This is a genomic window from Acidicapsa dinghuensis (assembly GCF_025685685.1).
GTDB lineage: Bacteria > Acidobacteriota > Terriglobia > Terriglobales > Acidobacteriaceae > Acidicapsa > Acidicapsa dinghuensis.
Genome location: NZ_JAGSYH010000002.1, coordinates 250788 through 265480, shown reverse-complemented (window position 1 = coordinate 265480; position 14693 = coordinate 250788). Strand labels below are relative to the sequence as shown.

Here is a 14693-nt window from a genome sequence, read left to right as displayed (position 1 = left end):
CGCAAATGAGTCCGTATTATAGTTGGGAGGTTCCTTAATGCAGGAAGTGCCTGGGCTCCGGTGATCCTCCCGGTCTTCAAAACCGGCGGTCGTCCTCCACGGGCGACGGTGTGTTCGACTCACACGCACTTCCGCCATTGCTTGTGATCGCATCCGCCGCGGAGCGATCACATTGATTCAGGTACGACTCCAACAAACGATCCGGCAAAAGCTCATGGACTAATGTGCAGGATCGACTGAATTGTGAATATATCTGACCATGCGGCTTTTTCTCATCCATCTTTCGATGGAGCAGTAAAGCTGATCGAATATTCCTGGCTTCAGTGCGGCAATGAAGCGGTTCCGGATTCGTTAGAGCTATACATGCACCAAAGTAGCCACGTCATTCCTTGCTGCACGCAGACGAAATAGTTCGTCAAGCGTAGCTGCAACCTTGTCTGATTGTTCGAGCGGTATGAAGTGACCCGAATCGAACATCGCAAGCTTTGAATGTGGAATCATCTCAGACGCGCGGCGCGCGAAAGATGCCGGTAAAACATCACGAGATCCATGAATCAGGAGCGTAGGGCAAGTGAGGTTCCGCAGAATCTGCGGAAAATCTTTGAAGACCATCTCGGGCTTCCCCCAACGCACAAGCTGCATGAACTGCCATGGGGCCGACAGCCCCACGAATTCGCTCTGAAAACTCTCTCTTTGAGCTGCGGTGCACGCATTTGGCATGGCACGACGCATAATGATTTGCCAGAACAGAATGTGCACGAGCGGTGCCAGGATTTCTCCCAGGATAGGGATTCGCAGCAGACTGAGCGGAAAGGGCGGGCGCAAGTCGCTGAACACGGCTGGAGATAGTAAAGAGAGGCAGCGAACACGCTGCGGGTAATAGTGCGCGTACTGCACAGCTATGGCAGCGCCACCGTCATGCCCTACAACATGCCAGCACTCAACGCGGCTGCGAATGCGTACTTGCTCGATCTGATCAGCCACTTCCTTGAAATAGCTGGGCCCATATGGCACGAATGGCGTGCCGTGCTTTCCCGGCAAGTCCACTGCGAAACACTGGTAGGAGCGCGAAAGCAACCGGACCACATCATCCCAGAGATGACCATTTGTCGGCATCCCGTGAATCAAGAGCACCGCCTCGCCACAGCCATGGGAGCTAAAACGCATACGATTGCTCCTCTGCGGTACTCATTCTGTCAGGCGACGAATTCGGAAGCAGGCGATTCACGAGCGAGCCGCCTTGAAACGCAGTCCACACGGATAAACGAATGCTGCTCATGAGAAAGCTGATCAGCAACGTTCTAAAAACCCCGTCCGGACGCAGGCGTGTGTAAACAAGATTGAGAAGCCATGCCGGTACGGTGTAGATACGCGCAGTTGGAAAAAGACCAACGCGATCCCGGAGTGCAGGCTGATAGAACAGATTTTCGATGAGACTGTTGAAGTATCGGCCGACGGTAGAGACTCGATGATCGTAGACCGCACGGGCGAAGGGTGGAATTGTCCCCCGGTCACGATAGCGGCAGATCAGTGCCGTTGCTTCCTCGGCGTGCCGAAGTGCAGCAGTGACGCCGTTACCAGTGATGGGATCGGATTGTGAAGCGGCTTCGCCAACAATGATCCAGTTTGCTCCGCAAATCCCCCGATACGTACGGCAAGTAAAAGTCGTTGACCTCGTGTGAAACGCTCCTGTTTGCTCTACAAGGCTTTGCAGACGCGGGAAGTTTGCGCACTTGTCCGCCAGTATCCTTTGCGGTCTGAGCCCTTTTGAGCGCTGCCTTTTGATACTTGCCCCAGAAGCTATATAGCCGATGCTGCTGATACCCGGCTGGATCGGAATTTCCCAGATCCACTCCATGTATTTACCAGGCGAACTGAGCATATAAAGCGCAGTGCCGTCGGCCCAATCCTGAGTCGGCAGATGCGCCCATATCGCAACCTTGCGCGGACCGTACGTGACCGGCTTCAGACGGAAACGTCGAGCGAGTAGACTCGCATCCGATCCAGAGGCATCAATAAACCACGAGGCACGGACAAATGTGCCTTGTTGCGTTCGCAGTCCAATGACACGGCGATGGCGAGTGCTTGGTTCGTCGAGTATGCAGAAGTCAGCCACGCGCTCATGCAGAGTTGAGACGCCAATCCTCTGTGCAGTGTCGCGCAAGCATGCATCGACCCTCTCTCGATCGAGATGAAGAGTCCTGATCTCTACATTCCATGGCGACTCAGCAAGCCACGCTCCTGGCAGGTACTGATTCTCGCCGCACTCTTGGCCGATCACGGTGATGTGACGCTTCCATGTCGCCGCTCCGGCAGCGATAAGCGCTTCCATGGAGAGACCTAGCTTCGCAAACAATTCGGGTGCAGACCAGTCGAGCGATTCGCCAACACTGTTGCGAATGTCCGTCCGCTGCTCAATGCAAAGAACACGGAAGCCTTTTCGAGCCAGATGAATGGCCGCTGAGATACCGGCGAGCCCAGCTCCAAGAACCACCGCGTCAGTCTCGATAACAAGAGGATTGTTTAGTTGTGTCTCCACCATGTTAGGTCGTCAGATGGCAAAAGTCTGAAGCAGGGTAACAATTTGTACCGAGCCAATAGGCCAGGAGGAATGTACGGCAACTGTATCGAAAGAAATCCTGTCAAGCATCCATCCAACGGTGGAGAACCATTGCAAATTCCAGCTCCATCATCTGATTGAGATCACTAGGGTTCTTGCACGGTTCTGTCTGGAACTGATTGAAGAGGAGTTGCTTTATTTTGTGTATCTTGAGCTGGAAATACGGTTTTGTCGCGAATGCAAGCCAAATACTTTTCAGATGGTGAAGAGGATCGTTGTCGCTGCCAATACGCTTCGTTCAGACATCGCTTGCCAAGTGATAAAGTTGAGTTTTGCGAGGTCTATGTGACAAGTCACCACTATATCGAACGCATCGTAAATCTCATCGAGCCGTCTGTAAACGATCTCTACGGAACAACAGTTCAAGAAGCGGAACGGATGCTCTTTGAGAGCCCTGCGGGTGAAATCGCGAGGTTGGCTGGTTCATTTGCTCTGGTCGCTAATCAGGGCAAGACGGTGCGCATGGCGCGCTCGCTCGATCGTCCGATGCGTTATTTCCTCGCCAAGCAGCAGGCTGGTCCAATGCTCATCATCTCTTCCAGAATCGATACGATTCGCGAATGGCTACGCGATGAAGGCCTCGCTGCACAATTCCATCCTAGCTACACGCGCATGGTGCCGGCGCATCATGTCGTTGAGCTTCAACTCATTGGTTGCCCCGATCCTGATCCTGTTTACACGCGATTCCTCTCTCCTGAAATGGCGACTCTTCCGCCCGATCTCGATCACATCGGAACGGCCTACATCGCAGCGCTCGCCGAAGAGATCGCACAATGGCTTGATCATCTTCCATCTAGCGAGCCGATAGGTGTTTGCTTCTCAGGCGGTATCGATAGTGGCAGCGTGTTTCTCACCACACTCCACGTGATGCGAAAGCGCGGTATGCATCTGGCACGGCTCAAAGCATTCGTGCTCGATCTCGGCAACGGTCCTGATGCCGAACAGGCTCGCACCTTTCTACACTTTCTCGGTCTGGACATGTACCTCGAAACAATCGAAGCTGACCAGAGTGCACTGAACATTCAGGAGACGATTCGAATCGTCGAAGACTACAAGCCCTTGGACATCCAATCAGCAACGATGGCAGTTGCGCTTTGCCGAGGCATTCGCACTCGTTATCCGGATTGGCGGTTCTTGCTGGATGGAGATGGTGGCGACGAGAATCTCAAAGATTATCCCATAGAACAAAACCCCGAACTCACCATACGCAGCGTCATTCACAACCCGATGCTTTACCAGGAAGGCTGGGGCGTCGGTAAAATCAAGCATTCACTAACCTATAGCGGCGGACTCAGCCGGTCGTACGCACGCACCTATGCTCCGACGCATCATTTTGGGTTTCAGGGATTCAGCCCGTATACCCGGCCGAGCCTGATCTCTGTCGCAGAAGCGATCCCGTTCATCCGCCTGACCGAATACAGTAACGAGAAACTCTACGATCTCAAAGGAGAGATCGTAAGACGAGGAATTGCCGCACTCACCGGGCTCGAAATGCCCGTGTTCCCTAAGCGTCGGTTCCAGCACGGAGCGCTTGCTGAAGATGCGTTGCATCGCGCTCTGCCCTACCGCGAAGGTGATTATCGAAGCCAATTTCTCGCACTGTATCAGTGAGGCAGCAGATTGATAGCGCCCTACCCAGACAGTGCGACACAGCGAAACAGCTGGATCGTCACGCAGCGGCCAGAGCGTACCACGCTCGATCCGGATAAGCCATATCTCTACTTGGTAGAAGAAGAATGCGCTGCAAGCGGCGAAGTTGTGCCTGTTGCAACGGTGTTCCTGACTAACCGTGAGTGCCCGTGGCGCTGCCTCATGTGTGATCTCTGGAAGAACACTTTGACCGATAGCGTCGGCCCTGGAAGCATTCCGCGGCAGATCGCATATGCGCTCGATCGGCTACCTACTGCACGTCAAATCAAGCTATACAACAGCGGTAGTTTCTTCGATCAGCAGGCCATTCCGAAAGGGGATTACACGGCGATCGCACGACTGGCCGGAACTTTCGAGCGAACGATCGTTGAGTGCCATCCCGCATTGGTCTCTGAGGAGTGCGCTAACTTTCAGGATCTGCTTGGGCACCAGCTCGAGGTCGCAATGGGTCTTGAGACGGTGCAACCACAGGTACTCGATCGCTTGAACAAGCGCATGACGTTGGATCAGTTTGCAAAAGCAGCTGAACTCCTTCGTTCGCGCAAAATCGACCTCCGTGTCTTCATCCTCGTGCAACCACCATTCATGCAACCCGAGGAGTCGCTGTATTGGGCCCAGCGCTCTCTTGATTTCGCCTTCGACTGTGGAGCTACTGCCGCATCTCTGATACCGACGCGAACCGGAAACGGAGCGATGGAAGCTCTCATGGCGGCCGGAGAATTCCACCCGCCAAACCTTGAGACACTCGAAATGGCGATGCAGTATGGTCTGACCTTGCAGAGGGGCCGCGTTTTCATAGATGAATGGGACCGTGATCGCGTATATGCAAAGTGCGGAGTCTGTCACAAGGCGCGCTGGCAAAGACTTCATAGCATGAATCTATCGCAGCAAATTTCGCCTCCTGTTTCTTGTCAGGCGTGTGAGGAACTCAGTTGACTTCTCGCTACGATGTGATTGTCGTCGGCTCTGGATTTGCCGGTTCGCTGATTGCCATGATCGCAAAGCGACTTGGCTACTCAGTGCTTCTGGTTGAAAAGGGCACGCATCCACGCATCAACATCGGAGAATCGTCGACACCACTCGCGAACCTGCTTTTGGAAGAACTTTGTCGTCGCTATGATCTCGCTGCGCTCCGTCCACTATCGAAGTGGGGCAGTTGGCAGCATGCATATCCAAAGATCGCCTGCGGACTCAAGCGTGGATTCACCTTCTATCACCACGCATTGGAGAGCCCGGACAACCCGTGTCGCAATCCCGCAAACGAACTGCTGGTGGCCGCAAGCCCACACGATGAAATCGCCGACACCCACTGGTACCGTGCAGATTTCGATCACCTGCTTGTTCAACAGGCTCAACTGTTTGGCGTCGAGTACCTTGATCATGTTTCGATACAACAATTCAATGTTCAGCCCAACAGTGTCGAATTGGAGTTGCTCGCGAACAATCGGCAGTATCAATGCAGCGCACGAATATTGCTCGACGCAACCGGGCCTCGCGGATTCATCCATCAGGCATTGTCAATTCCTCAAAAAAGCTTTCATGACTATCCGCAAACTCAGGCGCTCTATAGCCACTTTACCGGCGTTACGCGACCAGAGCCCGCTCCAACTGCATTCGGCGGCACTGCGCCGCCCTACCCCGCAGAAGATGCGGCTGTGCACCATGTATTCGAAGGTGGATGGATCTGGGTACTGCGTTTCAACAATGGCGTGACGAGCGCCGGAGTTGCAGCCTCGCAGCAGTTAGCTGAGCAACTGCGACTGCAGGAAGGCGCAGTTGCATGGAGCCGGCTGATCAACTTGATTCCTGCACTCAGAGAGCAGTTCGTTCATGCAGAACCGATTCAACCCTTTCGTCATATACCGCGTCTGTCATACTTCGCAGGGCAAGTTCAGGGCGGAACCTGGGCAATGCTGCCGTCGGCTGTGGGGTTCGTCGATCCACTGCTCTCTACTGGCTTTCCATTGACACTGCTGGGAATTGCACGTCTCGCACGCATTCTGGAACGCGGTCTGGATTCAGCGTCGCTTGCAACGGATCTTCATTCCTACGGCGACATAACTGTCCGAGAGTTGCATGCCACCTCTCGATTGATTGCAGCCTTATACGCCAACATGAACCGCTTCGAGGTTTTTAAGACGATATGCCTTTTGTACTTCGCGGCCGCGTCCTATTCAGAAACAGCTCACCGTCTCGACAAATCACATCTGGCTACATCGTTCTTGCTGTGCGATCATCCGGCTTTTGGACCGGCCACCGATGCGTTATTGCGTCGTGCGATAGCGATTGCATCCGATAGCGAAGCCTCTCAGCTGATTCTCGATATTCACTGTGCGATAGAGCCATTCGATGTTGCTGGCCTAACTAGGAGCGATCGTTCGGCTTGGTATCCCGTCGATGCCGAGGATCTGCTCGAAGCCGCGGCTAAAGTTGAATCTACACCGGAAGAGATTCAAGCGCTGCTGCAGCGTTGCGGATTCTATGCGGCGCACTCATAGTGAGCAAACACTCTCATCTCTTCAATGCGTCGGGGCCGGACCCGCAAAATTGATCGCCGTGGCTGAAATAATCCCTTTGCCTTCTTGCACCGTCAGATACTGATTCGGTTTGATGTTTTTCAACGATTCCTTAAGCCCACTCGGCCACACAATTTGCGCACTAACGGTCTTGTCTCCATCTGGCTTGCCCAGTCCAAAGGTAAGTGGCAGCTCGCTCTGGGAGAGATAACTCGATCCATCCTTGACCATCTGAAGCTGATGCAATCCCGCCGCAGTCGTCAACGTAACCTTTGCGCCAATGGCGTCACGATTCGACTTGGTGCCGATCAACCGAAGGCGGATCAAGTCGTTCTGGTTTCCATTTTCGTTACGTAGCAGTTTTGCAGGACCGTTATTGATTGAGACAACGACATCGAGATCGCCGTCGTTATCGTAGTCCAGATAAGCTGCTCCTCTACCTACAACAGGCTGCTCCAACGCTTGCCCCGCTTTTGCAGACATATCCTCAAAGCGTCCGTTGCCAAGATTGCGAAAAAGAAGCATCGGCTCGGCATAGTGAATCGTCGGCTGAATCACGCTGATGTCATCGGCCACGTGCCCGTTCGCAGCAAAGATGTCTGGCCGGCCATCTAAGTCATAGTCAAAGAAGAATGTACCAAACGTCAGTGAACGCGCAGACGGAGACGCAATGCCCGATGGAACAGCCTCATCGGTAAACAGGCCTGATGCGTCATTGTGATAAAGAGATAGGCTCTCGTTTGCAAAATTGCCAATCAGCAAGCCTTGTCGCCCCGATGAATCGTAATCAGCCGCATCTGCGCCCATTCCAGCACGCGATTTTCCTGCGTCACTATAGGCCACACCGGCAATTACAGCGCTCTCAGTAAATGTTCCGTCGTGATTGTTGTGATAGAGCTTGTTGGGCTGCGTGTCATTGGCTACGAATAGGTCGATCCAGCCATCATTGTCATAATCGAGCAAAGCGACCCCAAGCGATTTGCTCGATGGATCGTAGAGGCCTGCCTTCTTTGTTACATCTTCGAAGGTCCCGTCGCCCTTGTTACGAAAGAGTCTCGCGCTCTGGCCTTTATAAAGCTCCGGAGTGCAATAGGATTTGTGAGTTCCATCCAGCTTGCAGGTTTGATCCGTCGCAACAGACCAGTCAATGTAGTGGGCTACGTAAAGATCCAGCTTGCCGTCGTTGTCATAGTCAAACCAGACTGCGCCGGTTGCAAAGCCGCCGTCAGCAGCACCGGCTTTTCGTGTTACATCGGCAAACTTGCCGTTTCCAATATTACGGAAGAGATGATTGCCATCTAACGCGGTAATATATATGTCTTCGCGGCCATCGTTGTCGTAGTCGCCGGCGGCACACCCCATGCCATACATTTGCACTGCCAGGCCCGCCTCTTGCGTTACATCCTTAAAGGTTCCGTCATGCTCGTTGTGGTACAACGCAGGGTAAGATTTCTTCGTCCCATGTCCCTGCCAGTCCATCGAATTGACAAAGAGAATGTCCTGCCATCCGTCATTGTCGTAGTCGAGCACGCAAACACCGCTTCCCATCGTTTCGGGCAAATATTTCTGGCCAAAAGCGCCATTATTGTGGCGAAAATGAATTCCCGCTTGAGCCGTTACATCTACAAAGTGAACGGGTCCGGATGGACGACTCTCTCTCTGCGCTGTTCCAGTCGCGGGCTGCCCCTCGGTTATTGTGGGATGAGGAGAAACTGCTTGTTGTTCCTGTTGCTGCTCCGGATTATTGGATTGATGGCATCCTGACATCCAACACGCACATGCCAATGTCGCTATGCAGCAAGAAGCCCTGAAAAAAAAGTGTTCCAACACGTATCCTTTGGTTGTTTTATCGTGATCCCGCAACAGTACTTTGCAACGTGGCACCATCGAGCATCGGAACCCGGCGGGAGTTAAGCCACATCTCAATCAGCATGGCAATGGGACCCACTATAAAAAGCGCGTAAAGCGGTGCGTAGATGCTCTGGTCAAGCCGCAGAAACATTTCAACAACAGCAACCATGAACGCGACGAAGCTCTGCCCCCACTTCGATCGCACCGTTGTCTTCGGGTCGGTGATCATGAAGAAGATAAAGAGCTGATATTCGGGTCCAGTGATCGGTGAAACTTCCGAGAGCCAGGGATCTCCGGTGATCCGTGCTCGCAGCAGAGACAGTAGAAGAAAAGAAACAACGTAGACGGCGCAAATGTGAAAACGGCGCAACCGCAAGATAATAGCGGAGCCAAGAAGCCAGATAACAACCATTGCCGCCAGATTATTGCCCCATTGAATGCTCAACGTCGCTACGGCATCTGACGCGAGAAACAACATCGCGCAGATGCCAAAATTAGATGGATTCCAGAGATGGCGGCCATTCCATCGCAGTACATATTTCGACGTAATCGCGAGAAGACTGCACACGATATACGGCCAGTAACCCGGCGCGCGCAGCAAAATACCAACGCTGATACCAGAAATGTATGCGCTTGCCAGATGGGGCCACTTATTTGTCATGAATCGCCCGAGTGCTAATTCGGCCGCAATCGCAGCCCCGATCGCAAGTAGTGTCTTCGAATAGCTCTCGAGAATTCCATAAGATAGCTGTCCAGCAAGAAGGATCAGCGTAATGAAGACCGGTGGTACGAAGCGATTGTCCAGGGTAAGCCATTGCTTGATCGAACTGGCCTTTTTCTGCTTTGACACTTCTACTAGGCTTTCCGGGCTCATTTTGGCTCCTCGATGGTATACAGCTTGTCGGGCACAAGGTTGCTGATTGTCTGCACTTTGCCTGACGGCCATCGGATTACAGCATCCTTCAGTTGTACATCTTTTCCCAGTCCAAAGTGCAGTCGGCGGTCATTTTGAGCCGAAAACCCGCTACCACCTGAAACCTCCTGAATCTGCTTCTGCCCGTTCCACGAAAGCTCAACCTGAGCGCCGATTGCGCTTCGATTGCTCACCGTTCCCTGCAAAGCAAATTCGATCCAATGATTTCCCGGTGCAACCGTATTCTTGTACAAAAGCAAAGGGCCGCGCTGATTCGCAACTACCGCATCGAGAACGCCACGATTCCATAAATCCGCCAGGGCAACGGCGCGCCCGTCGTATGTGTCCGTGACTCCGACTGCCTGCGCAACATCCTCGAACTTGCCGGCTCCATCGTTCAGCCAGACGTGTTTCTGTTGATAGCCAGAGAGGCTGCGGCCGTCCATCGCAGGCCAGTCTTTCGCATCCCCAATGATCGCTGAATTACCGCCAGCGATTTTTGTGAAGTCATACCAGTAGCTCTTGCTTTTATCGAGCGAGACATATCCGTTGGTGAGATACAGATCCAGCGTCCCATCATTGTTCAAGTCACCGAACTGCGCGCCAAAGCTCCATCCTCCAAGTTCCACACCCATCTCACGTGCAAGGTTCTCAAAAACGAGATTGTTCCCAGCGGTTCCTTCCTTTGGCACCCACAGATTATTGCCCTGAATCAACGTTCCGTCTTCCGAGATGTTTGAGACATAGACCGAATAGCGGCCTTGATTGAATATGTCTCCGAAGGCAACGTTCATCCCGCTCTTAGGCGCAAATCCAACGCCCGTCTGTTCTCCTGCCTCATGAAATCGCTTGCCATCATTGAGATAGAGTTCTGACACGCCATAATCGTTGGCGACAAAAAGATCGGGATGCCCAGTTCCGCGCAGATCAACAGCTGAAGCCGCCAAGGCCCATCGCCGGCTGTTTATGCCAACCTTTGCGCTGACTTCTTCAAATCGTCCCCCACCCAGGTTGTGGAACAGATATTTACGTCCGCCGTTCTTTGCATATTCGAAGCTGTCGGGCATCATGCGCGTAGACTTCAGATGCCATAAGTCCACATCTTCGGGATAGTAACCACCGACGAAGAGATCAAGTAAACCATCGCCATCGTAATCAAACCAGACGGCTGTATTGGCATTGATCCATGGAGGCAATCCCGCTTGCTCCGATACGCGAGTAAAACCATGTCCATGATCATTGTGAAATAACTCTGGACGTCCCCACTTGATCAGGAACAGGTCTTCATAGCCATCGTTATCGTAGTCACCCCAGACCGCTCCCATCGAAACACCGGTCCCGGACTGATTCACATCGGCAATGCCCATCTGCTCGGCTACGTCCTGAAACGTTCCATCATGCATATTCCGATACAGATGGTTCTTACTTCCTTCAGCACTGTTAGTAACGTAGATATCAGGCCATCCATCGCGATCGAAATCGACAATGCTCACCGAAGCACCCATCGATGCCACTTCCGGCATGATGTCATTCAATTTGGGGTCGAGTGTAGGTCCTTTGTGGACGAAGTTGATGCCCGCGGCGTGCGAGACCTCTTCGAAATAGAAGCCATAACGCGACAGATCCGCCTGCTTGTCAAGACTCGGGCCAATCGCCACTCTGCGCGCCGCTGCTTTCCATCGCATGACTGCGGGTGTAGCCAGCAAGCCTGCAAAAAAGACACTGACGAGGACCCTCTTCATTGCCATTGAGTTCATTCGTTGCCTTTGCTCCTCAGCGCGTCTTCAAAGATTTCAGGCGTTACATAGCGCGTCTGATAGGTCTGCCAGTCCTGCGGATGATGACGATACACCCACTCATCTTCAAGTTTGCGCGGCGGTTGATCGTACTCCTTACGTGCGTGATAGGGGTAAGGCAGCACTGTTGAGGAGAATGTTGAATTGTAATCGCCGTCCTTGATCCAACCGTCACCTGCAATCACATAGTCGCGCACCCAACCCTCTGCCGGAGGAGCAAGTGCCGCGAACCGCAGCGACAACTCATCACCCGCGTTCATGATCACGTAGCGGTCATCGATCGAGGACAGCAATTCTCGAACATCGCCGTATCGCGTGTAGTACCCGGAAAGATCTCTCCATATCTGCGTCGTGGAAGCTAGATGTTCATAATCCGGAATCTCCGGCGATGAAGCATTGGCCTGATGAATCTCGGAATATCCACGGTAATGGAGATCGGCTCTAGTGGTCTCGAGACGTGTAACTTTCTCTGTTGTTGACGGCACACCTTTGGCCCATTCAATAGAGTCCCAATAAATCTCCAGATTGGTTCGCAATCGTAGCTTGTGAGGCGTGCCCGGGGGGAACAAACCGGTGAGATCGAATAGACATGTCTTATTACGGCCCGCTGGAAATCCGAGATTATTCTTCACGGTTTTCCAGTCGCCATTCCGATCTGGAATCTCCATGCTCAGCGGACGTGGAACTTCATGATGTCCCTGTCCCATTGCGATGTTCAGCGACGAATCAGACGGATGCAGCCATCCCTTTGCGATCAGCCACACAGGCCCACGCTCAGGAAAATCTTGGCCGAGATCAATCTCCACATAGTGATCGCGCGTCACTCCCTGATATTGCCCGCGCCCGAAATTATCGAGATATGTGCCATCCAGTTTGCTCAGAATTCCCGTGACATCCTTTCCGCTATCGTCAACGGCTTTCGCGATTGGATGAGGTTCTTCGGTTGTAGTAATAGCCAATTTTACCGCCGGAATCTGATAACGCTCGTCCGTGTAAATCTCAGTGCCTGCGGGATGGTCAACGGCCATCAGCCACAGCGAGTCGTAGTAATAGGTCTCCCATAGCTCGCCCGTAATGCGAAGATCATAATACCCATCGTGTGGAACTAACTGATCGCCGCGTATCTTGTACCACTCCTCTGTTGCTCCTACTTTCGCCGGACCGATCGCATTGATGCGCAAGCCAATCGCCGCGCCCCACGGCACAGTGTCCTTAACAAACGCCATCTCCTTGCCGTTGTACGCGAACAGGAATGGGCAGGAACCTTTCAGCCTCTGCTCCGTCAGCACCGCTTGATCAGCCTTCAGCGCAAACTCGGCACGAACGGAGCCATTGGGCCAGATGATTCTCGCTACATCCGCTCCAGTCTGCGTTCCTAATCCGAAATGCAGCTCTGGGCCCATGATGGTTTGCTTCTGCGGTAGCAGGCCAGAACGGATTTCAATTTCACCACCCACCCCGAACGAATTCACTCGTTGATCGCCCGTAGTCTGCCGCGCTCGAGGTCGAATTGTCTGCCAGTGATATCCCTTGGTTCCTTGATTGGCCCACAGTAGCGGCTCGCCATTCGTGGAAACAGTCAACAGATCCAGCCGGCCATTGCCTTCAACATCTGCGGCAGCAATCGTTGTCGAGCCATCGACTTTCGTATCGATTCTCTGAAAGTGTCCCGCTTTGCTCTGCAGCCAAAGCTGTGGCTCCTGTCGCGCAGAGGTAGAAGCGATGAGCAGGTCGATCGCACCATTATTGTCAAAGTCACCAACGCTGAGCGTCAAATCGCCTGAGAGGAAATCTGCTGGAACGGTCACATCGTTGACCTTGGCCGTTGCCCAAGCACCATTTTCCGCCGGCAGATTCATGCTTTCGAGTTGACCGTCCGATCGGACCACAGCGAGCGACATGGGACCTGCATGGTCCAGATCGGCAGCGGCGATAGCCTTCACCTGCACGACCTCCGATGGAACTGCCTCTTCACGGAAATTTCCGGATCGCTGATTCAGGAAGACATGGAGATGGCCGGCGCCATCAATCAAGGCTGCATCGGGGTTCCCGTCGCCATTCAAATCAGCCCAGACAAACTGACGAACACCTATGACATTCGCAAACGGATGCGTTACCGCAAAGGTTCCGTCCCCGTTATTCCGGAGCACAACCAGCGGGCCAACCGCGGGAGCCGCAACGATATCGAGATCACCATCTGCTTCGATATCGACCGGCCACGCGCCGTTGTAAGCAGTTCGCAGTACAGCGGGAGGAAGCTTTGTCGCGGCGGTCACATCCACAAACGCGTCAGGCTTGTCCTGCCTGTAGAAGTGTATGCCACCGGCTCCTGCGAGCACCAGGTCCGTCTTGAAGTCGTAATTGAAGTCGATAGGTACGATACCCGCTGGCAGAGGTTTAGACGAGCCCGATCCTCCCGGAAAATTAAGCTTGGCGCCCGTCGAAAGCTGAACTTGGTGTGCATCGGCAACCATCGTAACCGGTGCGCCTGTGCCATCAAGCGAAATCGCACCGATCCACTCCCAACCTCCCTTTGCGAGCCCCTTCACTGGCTGCGAAACAAAACGCATCGCAGTATCCGGCGGTGCAGGTGAAAATTTCGGATTTTCCAGTTTCACAAAATGAGTAAACGGCTGAGCTTCATCTCCAGGTTGCGGCTTAAGCTGCAAGAGATTGGCGCGAAACTCCGGTACGCGCATCAACACATTGCGGAGAAAAATCGACCGCGTCGCCGCCGGCTTCACATCGCTTCCACTCATCGAAGCCTTCAGCGCATCGAGCTGTTGTTTCACTTCCGGCGGCCATGCTCCAGATTGCTTATCAACAGCGGCAACCGCCGTGCGAAGCGTTGCGGCGTCGCCACGCTTTGCCGCCACTCGCGCCAGGTCAAGTAACGCGGCCACATTAGTTGGATCGACGGAGAGCAGTTGCTGCATCAGCCGCTCATATTGAGCATCGCTTTGGTCCCCGCCTTGGCGCTCCACTTCAGAGGCAAGCAGGTAGATTGCGCGAAGGTTCTTTGGATTGCGCTTCACCGCATCACGAAAGTCATTGATAGCCTGCGAAGAATTCCCGCGGTCGCTCTCCAGCAAGCCTTGCAGGTAATACACCCTGTCATCTGCACGGTCTAAGGATTTGGCCTTGTCGAAACGCTGTGCAGCGGCATCGAAGTTGCGCTGTCTCAAGGCAAGAATGCCCCAATTAGCCCACGCCGCGGGCTCGCCAGGAACGAGCTTTGTTGCTTGGGCAAGCGTACTCTCGGCGCGTACGTCGTCCCCAACCTGCAACGCTGCGAGCCCTACATAAAATGCCGAGACAAAATCCGTGTATTCTTTGCTCGATTCGTC

9 protein-coding genes and 1 tRNA gene are annotated in these 14693 nt (G+C 53.5%); 4 read left to right on the top strand and 6 right to left on the bottom strand.

Annotated features, from left to right (window positions below; translation table 11 throughout):
- Positions 1-42: 42 nt before the first annotated feature.
- A tRNA-Sec gene (locus OHL22_RS04645) sits at positions 43-137 on the top strand.
- A 220-nt stretch (positions 138-357) separates the two neighbouring features.
- Here OHL22_RS04645 and OHL22_RS04640 read toward each other — a convergent pair.
- Both OHL22_RS04640 and OHL22_RS04635 read right to left on the bottom strand, forming a co-directional pair.
- Positions 358-1167 (bottom strand): alpha/beta fold hydrolase, encoded by an 810-nt coding sequence (locus OHL22_RS04640; RefSeq protein WP_263333749.1) that lies wholly within the window; start codon positions 1165-1167, stop codon positions 358-360.
- Complete coding sequence (locus OHL22_RS04635; RefSeq protein ID WP_263333747.1) at positions 1157-2542, bottom strand: NAD(P)/FAD-dependent oxidoreductase; 1386 nt, start codon at positions 2540-2542, stop codon at positions 1157-1159. The genes OHL22_RS04640 and OHL22_RS04635 overlap by 11 nt, the downstream gene beginning before the upstream one ends.
- A gap of 363 nt (positions 2543-2905) precedes the next feature.
- Here OHL22_RS04635 and OHL22_RS04630 point away from each other — a divergent pair, with 363 nt between their 5' ends.
- From OHL22_RS04630 to OHL22_RS04620, 3 genes are read left to right on the top strand one after another with little or no spacing between them, the layout of a single operon-like run.
- Positions 2906-4231 carry an asparagine synthase-related protein gene (locus tag OHL22_RS04630; protein ID WP_263333744.1) on the top strand — a complete coding sequence of 442 codons (1326 nt, stop codon included), beginning with the start codon at positions 2906-2908 and terminating at the stop codon, positions 4229-4231.
- A 9-nt stretch (positions 4232-4240) separates the two neighbouring features.
- Positions 4241-5206 carry a radical SAM protein gene (locus OHL22_RS04625; protein WP_263333742.1) on the top strand — a complete coding sequence of 322 codons (966 nt, stop codon included), beginning with the start codon at positions 4241-4243 and terminating at the stop codon, positions 5204-5206.
- The gene (locus OHL22_RS04620) at positions 5203-6768 is read left to right on the top strand and encodes an NAD(P)/FAD-dependent oxidoreductase (RefSeq protein WP_263333740.1); all 1566 of its coding nucleotides are present in this window, start codon (positions 5203-5205) and stop codon (positions 6766-6768) included. The genes OHL22_RS04625 and OHL22_RS04620 overlap by 4 nt, the downstream gene beginning before the upstream one ends.
- 21 nt (positions 6769-6789) lie before the next feature.
- Here the strand turns inward: OHL22_RS04620 and OHL22_RS04615 are convergent, their stop codons facing one another.
- From OHL22_RS04615 to OHL22_RS04600, 4 genes are all read right to left on the bottom strand, one after another.
- Entirely contained in the window at positions 6790-8346 is a 1557-nt protein-coding gene (locus tag OHL22_RS04615) for a CRTAC1 family protein (RefSeq protein ID WP_263333738.1), read from the bottom strand.
- Positions 8347-8632: 286 nt separating this feature from the next.
- A complete protein-coding gene (locus tag OHL22_RS04610) occupies positions 8633-9511 on the bottom strand; it encodes an RnfABCDGE type electron transport complex subunit D (protein WP_263333736.1) in 879 nt (292 codons plus the stop codon).
- A complete protein-coding gene (locus OHL22_RS04605) occupies positions 9508-11307 on the bottom strand; it encodes a CRTAC1 family protein (protein ID WP_263333734.1) in 1800 nt (599 codons plus the stop codon). The genes OHL22_RS04610 and OHL22_RS04605 overlap by 4 nt, the downstream gene beginning before the upstream one ends.
- Positions 11304-14633: an FG-GAP-like repeat-containing protein gene (locus OHL22_RS04600; protein WP_263333732.1), complete on the bottom strand. Its 3330-nt coding sequence runs from the start codon at positions 14631-14633 to the stop codon at positions 11304-11306. The genes OHL22_RS04605 and OHL22_RS04600 overlap by 4 nt, the downstream gene beginning before the upstream one ends.
- Positions 14634-14693 lie beyond the last annotated feature (60 nt).

Excerpts from the sequence above, each read along its gene's own strand:
- OHL22_RS04640 (WP_263333749.1), bottom strand. The coding sequence starts at position 1,167 with ATGCGTTTTAGCTCCCATGGCTGTGGCGAGGCGGTGCTCTTGATTCAC.
- OHL22_RS04635 (WP_263333747.1), bottom strand. The coding sequence starts at position 2,542 with ATGGTGGAGACACAACTAAACAATCCTCTTGTTATCGAGACTGACGCG.
- OHL22_RS04610 (WP_263333736.1), bottom strand. The coding sequence starts at position 9,511 with ATGAGCCCGGAAAGCCTAGTAGAAGTGTCAAAGCAGAAAAAGGCCAGT.
- OHL22_RS04605 (WP_263333734.1), bottom strand. The coding sequence starts at position 11,307 with ATGAACTCAATGGCAATGAAGAGGGTCCTCGTCAGTGTCTTTTTTGCA.